Raw genomic sequence first — 7813 nt, forward strand, 5'->3', positions numbered from 1 at the left:
TACATTCACCCACGCTTGAAAGCGTGGTCCTCTGCTTGCCTTGCTCCGCCCGTTGGAATCTATACAGCGAACACCGTGAGCGAGAGGGGGAGGCCGGGTACCCACGAAGTGGGTGGGGCTTTGCCTGTGGAGGGGGCGACGTAAGCCCCAGTAATAGAATCAACCATCTCAAAAAGAATTTCGCTAAATATATTGATTTTTATACATGCTCTGTTTAAAATTCATAAAAACATATAAAGGGGTTAATATGGAGATAAATACGAGAAAAGAAAAAGGTATTCAGATAGTTTCAGCAAAGGGCAGGATAGATGCAATAACTGCCCCTGAGTTCGAAAACAATCTATCAGAATTAATATCAAAGGGAGAAAGGACTTTCCTCATTGACCTTTCAGGGCTCGAGTACATCAGCAGTGCAGGACTTAGAAGCATACTTACAAGTGCCAAGAAATTGAAAGAAGAAAAGGGTGAGCTCTGCTTTACCGGATTACAGGGGCCGGTTGAAGAAGTTTTTAAAATCTCTGGTTTTCACTCCATTTTTAGGATATTTGAATCAGAGATAACAGCCCTCAATAGTCTTAGTAATGCCTGAAACAATCTCTGTTTCGTCACAGATCAAACTACCGGCGAACATTCAAAATCTCCAGCAATTCATTAATTTTGTGTCTAACAATGCCAGACAGCAAGGGTTCGATCAGAAAAGAATAAAAGAGATAGAGCTTGCTACGGAAGAGGCTATTGCAAATATCCTTAATTATGCTTACAGGGACATAATTGGGGATATTGAAATAACGTGCAAAACGGAAAATAATGAAAAATTTATCATTGAGATTATTGACTCTGGTATTCCATTTAATCCTCTCTCAGTAGAAGAACCAGACATACATGGAGAGATTTCAGAACGGGAAGTCGGTGGGCTCGGTGTATTTCTTATGAGGAAGCTCATGAATGATGTGCATTACCGGCGAGATGAGAACAAAAATATATTGACCCTTATCGTGTCGAAAATGTATGTTGGCAAAGAAAATAGGTAATCCTTCCCAAGTATAAATCTTCAACTTTGGAACCATAAGTTTACGGGAAACATAAAACTTAAAGTTACTTGCTTCACTTACCTATGGAGTATGTGGCCTTCTGTGCAGGGTTGCGAATTACGGAATGAAAGGTGGCCTTCATAGGAGACAACGAACGTATGCAACAACGTCCCGCTCGCGTTCACAAGTGTTATTATCTGGGTACACTTATTAGAAAACGACATTTATGTCGAGCATTCCATAGCTGTTTCGACATTTATTTCCTGAATATCCCAGCAATCTACACCCGATAAAAATTAACTATGTAACAAATACAACAAGTTGTAATGCATTACCAATTGGCACATTTATTGCTACTCTGTTATATATGATAGAAGGCTACAAGGTTGTGTTTAAAAATTTGCTGTACAGTGGGTTTATGTGGGACGTTTTATTTCGGGTACAACATGTTTTTATTTTGCAGCAGTTTTGGTCTTTGTTTCTACTGTTCATGCCCAGTAAACAGATGATCCTAAAATTCAGCAAAGAATGGGTACGAGTATGGAAGGGAACAAAAAATTTCTATAGCCAAAATACGATGAGTGTTGTATTGATGGAATACTCATGTATTATCATGATAATAAGCAAATAGCTCCTCATGGGGCTAAAGGAGAGTGATGAAGATGAAAAGAAGGATTTTAATTGCCCTCATTGTTGCGTTAGGGCTATCATTCATCCTACCAACCATAAGTTCTGCCTGGGGGAGAGTCGGAGTAGGATATTACAATGGATGGGGTCATTACAGACCCTATGGATGGTATCACCCGCGGGTGTATGTAGGAACAGCTTTTGTGAACCCATGGTACGTTACAGTTCCCCCTCCTGTGTACATCTACCAACCGTCTGTTGTATATACCAATCCCGTCCCCCCATCCGCCTATGCCTATCCAGACCCGGATTTTGCAGCAAAGTATAAGGACAAGAACCCTCCTGGGGAATGGGTTACAATACCCGGTCAGTGGGTAGACGGTAAATGGATTCCTTCTCACAAAACCTGGGTTCCAGTAAATCCTTAGTCAGACGCTATAGTATGATTGTTGATTACAGTGCACTATTCACTGCAATACAAAGCTATAAAGTTCAAACTTCAGAAATCAGCCGGCGCTACAAGCGATCGGCTGGATTGTGTTGTCATCCTCTGGTCAGACTTGCGATAGAGCATACTCACAAATTTTGAATACCGCGACTCCAGCCTCATGGGCCTTGTCATAGAGTCCCTGATCCTCGGTTATCAATGGGACCTTGTCGGCCTTTGCCATTGCCAGGTAGGGAAGATCCCCAGATTTCAGATAAGGCAGGTCCTTGGTTTCATAGTGGTCCAAAAATGCCTGATTGATAGGAACTGCAAACAGTTGAAGTTTTAGGTCTTCATGGTTTTTCCGGGCATGCGCTGCTTGACGACCACGCTCAAACCAAACACTTCTTCGTAATGCGGATTGAACTTCAAGGGCCGCGTGGAAAGGTATTCTGATTCTAATTTGGCGCTCCATAAGAAATCTGATTAGGCAGATCGCATCGTTGTGTCGAGGGGAATTCTCAAGTACAAAGTCAACAACGACAGAGGCATCCACAATTACCACTTGTCCCGCATGCGCACTCGGATTTTTTTCTTCAGTAAGAATAATCATATAGGATAACTTATTTTTTAACCTGATTCGTTATTTGCACAGGCATTGCCTCAATTATCCAGTTATTGACATTATATAAACCATGTTTTGGATAGGTCTTGAAGCACCAATCTGTCACTATGCCCGCCCCTTTTTATCCATTGTCCTCCAACTTTATTAAAATTTTAAAATTTGGACATAACAATTTAACTCTTTTTTAAAATAACTTAATTAGCAAAGCTAATAATAAAAGAAAAATAGCAACAAAAGAAAAAGTGATAACCTTAACGACTTCCCTAATTGCTTCTTCGATTGAATAATATTTGCAAGGGATGGCGAAAATTAGTACACGCAAGGCTATGAAAGTTGCTATAATGGCTAATATTGTAACTATTTCTTTCATATAGATTTATCACAATTAATCAAAATAAGTTTTCCCCGCCCATAAATTCATTATCTTCCAATCTTATTTCAATTGCAAGTTGAAAATATTTGATTATGCCATTAATTGCCAGTTGTAATATTGTACGTTGAGATAAAAAGACAAATCCTTGCTTTTAGGAAGTAACGGGTGACCAGTACACCTACGAAGCAAGCATAGGACGTGCAATAGGGGTTTGCGGATTACGGAATAAAATAGAGCATAACGACTGAGCTAAGGGGCGCGGAGGTTTTTTGCCGCGTCCCCTGGAGCGTAGTGTTAGGTGCCATTATTTTCTCGGTGCTGCGACCATGAACACAGAGAAGGCAAATGCTGCTGGCAAGAACCCAAATGGAAACTTTCGAATCTCAATGACTTGCATGTTGTGCCTTATCGTCTGTGCCAACCATCTCCAATCAAAACCCTTGTGGCCAGTCCCATGAGGCGGCAACTTATCAAGTTGATATAGACCAGCCCAGAATGTCTCCGCCCACCGATATTCTGTGTGGCGCATGTAGCCAGTTAAAAGGGAGCCAACATTCTTGAGCCAAATTGCCGGTCCGATTTCTACGGGAACGGAACACACGAAGAGAGTAGGTTGAGCAGTGGCGATAGCTTCAATAATTCGTACCACCTCGTGCTCTGGTATATGCTCGAAAGTTTCCAAAGCGACAAGAATGTCTGCATTCTTCATGTGAGAAAGAGCATTTGCGGCAGAGTCATGTATAACTCGAAAATTAGAATTGTGGGCATATCTTGATTTTGCTGTTTCCACGAAGTGAGGGTCGATTTCGATGCCCGTGTAGTCAATCTCGAACCGCTCATTGAGTATTGAAAACAGCTTTGCATGAGCGCAGCCAATCTCTACAACCTTGATCTTTTTGCCTTCGGTTTGACATGCTACTGCTCTGAATAATGCGAGGATGTTCTTGTAGCGGAACGAATGAAGCCAAGACACCAGGAAATTGAATCGCTGGTTTTTTTCGTAATATGTTTCTTCGGTATTCTGATTTGGCTGCATGCTTCGTCTCTCCTGGGTTGAGCACCCAACAATTAATATGCTGCTACCTATAATTTCTAAAGCATTATGCTTAACGGATAGTATTGTCAAGGACAATGACGTTCTTATAATAACAAACTTATGAGGATAACACCGCATGATATCTATGAGATATGGGGTGCCATTACAAATTTTAGTGAGCAACATAAACCTAAAATCAGAATGTTAGGTAGATTCTACTCGCAACTGCACCACCTGAAATAAATAGAGGACATGACGATTTTCTGGTAGACACCCCATGAGGTGTTCTGTCAAGCTCTACGTGGTGCACTTTGAACTGGAATTCACCCTTTATAGCTCACTGCATAGCATTAAAGTTTATTATTTACAGGAACGATAGAGGCCATAAAAAAGAAAGCAGCAACATCGGCGAGAAGAATCACGTATTCTTATCATGCTTGTATTAAATCTCCCGTTTTGAAATTGCGGTTCAATTTCAAGCTGAAACATTCACGCTGGTTATCGATTGCCGGTTGAAATGTTGCCCATTCGACAACCTTGGCATAAACTTACTTACAGGAAGAAATGGTTCAGGCTGGAGCGAATCAAGGGGATAGGTTGGTTGGCGTCTGCATCATTTTCATGTGTCCCGCTCGTCAGCATGAAACTTATGTAGCATTCGATGAACAACCGGCGCGAGGACAATTCCTATCAGTGCGATGAATACGAGGCCGCTGAAAAGAGCATATCCCGAAGCGAAAATCTTAGCTCCTGTCGTCGTAACTGGGTTGACGGGGCCCATTCCACCGAGAATCATTGACGCCTCCAGGAGAGAATCAACCCAGCCCAATCCGGCGATCCAGTGGTATCCCGCGATACCCATGAACAATACAACTGCGGATACAAGACCCGCCATTAAAATATGTATGACCATCCGTCTCATGAAAACGGATGCCGGAGCTATTTTTTGATGTTTTCGCTCATACATGCTTGTCCCCCTTTGATGCCTCACGAAATACGTCCCTATTGAATACCACTTGGAAGCAGGCAGTTCAATCAAAAAAGGGAAAGTAAATAGTGCAGGAAGCTATCTGTGACACCTCGCAAGTCTCGACATTATTGTCGGAGAAATAAGTCTTTTTCGACATTTGCGTTGCTACACACCCAAAACGGAATAAAATACAAACTTATATCAGTATGTTACACGGCATTAATTTATGGTATACTTTTTGCTACCTAATTAATCAATCAGGGAGCTCACAATAATATCGCTACCGTATTTTATGCTGCATCGGTGTTTGAGGCTTACTGTGTGAGGCGCAAGTGTAAGAGTATGATAAATAGTTTTGTATTCTAAGAAGTCCTTTAGAACAATGCGGGTATCCCTATAAGGATAAGGAGAGATTATGAAAAGGATCAAGGTTGAGGAGATAGTCACAAAGATCAGTGCACGTATCAGTATAGTAGTCTTTTTTATTATGGCCTTTGAAATCATGATAATGATAAGCCCCTTTGCGTTCTTCTTCTACTCTGTTTTCAATCCGGTATTCCACTGGTTGGATCAATTTACAGCCACCAGATGGCTTACCACTTTCTTTTTGCCACACATGATTCTACCACCAACCCTTCTTCTTAAAACTATTCGTATTCTTGGCTCAGCGTGTTTTATCTTTGGTTTCTGTGTGTTTGCCGTTTGTGCCTTACAGGTTTATCTGGGTAAAATCTTTAAATGGGGTGTAGCAAATAAAGGCTTGTACCAATACATCCGCCACCCACAGTATCTGGCACTTGGGATATGGGGTATTGGTATGAGTATATTATGGCCACGGTTCATTGTACTGGCAACCTTATCTATTATGTTCGTTCTTTACTATTTCTTGGCAAAGGATGAAGAAAAGAGAATGTTAAATCAGTATGGGGAGCAATATCAGAATTATATGAACTCCACTGGTATGTTCTTACCAAAATCTATCGAGAAGTATTTTTCATTCCTTGGGCGAATTTTCCCAAAAACCTCTTGGAGATATTTAGCTGTTCCGCTATCAGTAATCATCTTAGTCATAGGAATGGGTTTCCTCTTGCGGGAGATTACGTTACACTCGCTTGCCTTTGAATCCAAAGACAACATTACTCTTGTGTCTATGATAACAGAGGACAATGTGTTAAGCACAGATGTGCTGAGCGGCATTTTAAAAAACAACGGAGGAGTCAATGTAGGCCTGACAGGTGATAAAGATTACTTAGGATATGTGATGCCTGTAGATTACATTATGCAGGGGATGATAGCGGATACAGGCGGTGAATTTCATTTATACAAAAAACACCATACTGTTGAAATGATAACCGATTGGGTGTTACATCCTTTCCAGCACTTGAGAAGTTCACCATCACTTCATATGGCAAAAATGCATAATGTTGACCCATCGATTGCGAGAAGGCACCATTGTCCGATTGAGATAAACGAGACAGATATGAATTGCAATGCCTGTGATTATAGGCGAGTTATTATTGTCGAAATAAAACATGATTACAGAAGGCATCTTTCTGGAGAAAAACTGTTCTCCTTGAATACTACACGATTGCCGGTTAGCTTTATCGATATCAATGCCAAAACAGGTGAGATCATCAAAGTAGTAAAGGTTCATAAGGCAACGGCATGGGAAGATGTCCCCACTCCCGGTATCTGAGTCAGATGGGGATACCCTGCGTCTTTTGAATGAGACAAAAGGTCAGTTGAGTCAAGGATAAATATTTGACCCCATACCTCTTACACGTGAAGACGATGAGTTTGAATTGGACGAAAAATGGATAAGGGAAAACAGGGTGTAAGTAACTAACATTACGAGAGAAAGCAGGATATGTTACGTATAGCAGGAAGAAAGCGTTAAATCAATAAATCCCTTCTGGTAAGTTTATAAAAAGACCTTTTACTCTGTAAAAAACTTACCGGGATTTAGCAGGCCTTCAGGGTCAAAAGACTCCTTTATCTTTTTCATTACCCGTAGGCTCTCGCCATGTTCCTTCAGTAAGAAGGGGCTTTTGCCGATCCCGACACCGTGCTCCCCTGTACATGTACCTTCAAAGTCAAGCGCTTTTAGGACAATCTTTTGGTTTGCGTCCTCAACCTGAGCCCATCGGGCCCTGTCATCAGGATTATCCATCACTACAACATGGATATTTCCATCGCCCGCATGACCGAAAACGTATGCCAAGAGTTTTTTAACCGTATCTTTGATAAAACCCACCATCTCGCTATACCTCGAAAGAGGCACTGCTACATCTTTTGAATAAGACGATTTTATCCGGCTATAATTCAATCTGCAAGCCGTCATATGCCAGATCAATTTGAAGAGGATGGGACTCTTCTGCATGAATGGCTAAATACCTTCGGGTGTTCTCTAAAAATTGGTCAAGCTTCTCATCCTCAAAGGTAGGCTCATTGTGAAAGATACAGAGGCGTTTCACTTTTGCTTTTACGCTCAACTCAACAGCTATGATATTACTCGAATGTCCCCAGTTTTCTTTCGCATCTATAGCTTCCTCCAATTCATATTGAGCATCAAAGATAAGCAAATCGGCATCTCTGAAAAAATCCAGAAAAACATAATCCTCATTATCAACCTCACCTTTGTGTTCACAATCCGTGGAATAAACTATGCTTTTCCTATCCTTCTCAAATCTATAACCATAAGAGTCTCCAGGATGATTCTGTTTC

9 protein-coding genes are annotated in these 7813 nt (G+C 41.2%); 4 read left to right on the forward strand and 5 right to left on the reverse strand.

The features are described 5' to 3' along the window. Positions 1–247: 247 nt before the first annotated feature. The 3 genes from NTU69_10905 (at position 248) to NTU69_10915 (ending at position 2086) form a co-directional block, all read left to right on the forward strand. Positions 248–589: an STAS domain-containing protein gene (locus tag NTU69_10905; GenBank protein MCX5804018.1), complete on the forward strand. Its 342-nt coding sequence runs from the start codon at positions 248–250 to the stop codon at positions 587–589. Then, a complete protein-coding gene (locus tag NTU69_10910) occupies positions 582–1031 on the forward strand; it encodes an ATP-binding protein (protein MCX5804019.1) in 450 nt (149 codons plus the stop codon). Before NTU69_10905 ends, NTU69_10910 begins: the two co-directional genes overlap by 8 nt. Before the next feature lie 662 nt (positions 1032–1693). Beyond that, the gene (locus NTU69_10915) at positions 1694–2086 is read left to right on the forward strand and encodes a hypothetical protein (protein ID MCX5804020.1); all 393 of its coding nucleotides are present in this window, start codon (positions 1694–1696) and stop codon (positions 2084–2086) included. A 126-nt stretch (positions 2087–2212) separates the two neighbouring features. Here the strand turns inward: NTU69_10915 and NTU69_10920 are convergent, their stop codons facing one another. From NTU69_10920 to NTU69_10930, 3 genes are all read right to left on the reverse strand, one after another. Beyond that, entirely contained in the window at positions 2213–2698 is a 486-nt protein-coding gene (locus NTU69_10920) for a PIN domain-containing protein (GenBank protein MCX5804021.1), read from the reverse strand. Positions 2699–3387: 689 nt separating this feature from the next. Continuing rightward, on the reverse strand, positions 3388–4119 hold the full coding sequence (locus NTU69_10925) for a class I SAM-dependent methyltransferase (protein ID MCX5804022.1): 732 nt from the start codon (positions 4117–4119) through the stop codon (positions 3388–3390). A gap of 619 nt (positions 4120–4738) precedes the next feature. Continuing rightward, entirely contained in the window at positions 4739–5086 is a 348-nt protein-coding gene (locus tag NTU69_10930; GenBank protein MCX5804023.1) for a hypothetical protein, read from the reverse strand. 418 nt (positions 5087–5504) lie between these two features. Here NTU69_10930 and NTU69_10935 point away from each other — a divergent pair, with 418 nt between their 5' ends. Then, positions 5505–6785: an isoprenylcysteine carboxylmethyltransferase family protein gene (locus NTU69_10935; protein ID MCX5804024.1), complete on the forward strand. Its 1281-nt coding sequence runs from the start codon at positions 5505–5507 to the stop codon at positions 6783–6785. Between the two features lie 240 nt (positions 6786–7025). Here the strand turns inward: NTU69_10935 and NTU69_10940 are convergent, their stop codons facing one another. Beyond that, positions 7026–7415 (reverse strand): hypothetical protein, encoded by a 390-nt coding sequence (locus NTU69_10940; protein MCX5804025.1) that lies wholly within the window; start codon positions 7413–7415, stop codon positions 7026–7028. Next, on the reverse strand, positions 7405–7813 hold a 409-nt coding region (locus NTU69_10945; GenBank protein ID MCX5804026.1), incomplete at its 5' end, for an MBL fold metallo-hydrolase. The genes NTU69_10945 and NTU69_10940, both read right to left, overlap by 11 nt.

Source organism: Pseudomonadota bacterium (assembly GCA_026388215.1).
GTDB lineage: Bacteria > Desulfobacterota > Syntrophorhabdia > Syntrophorhabdales > Syntrophorhabdaceae > JAPLKF01.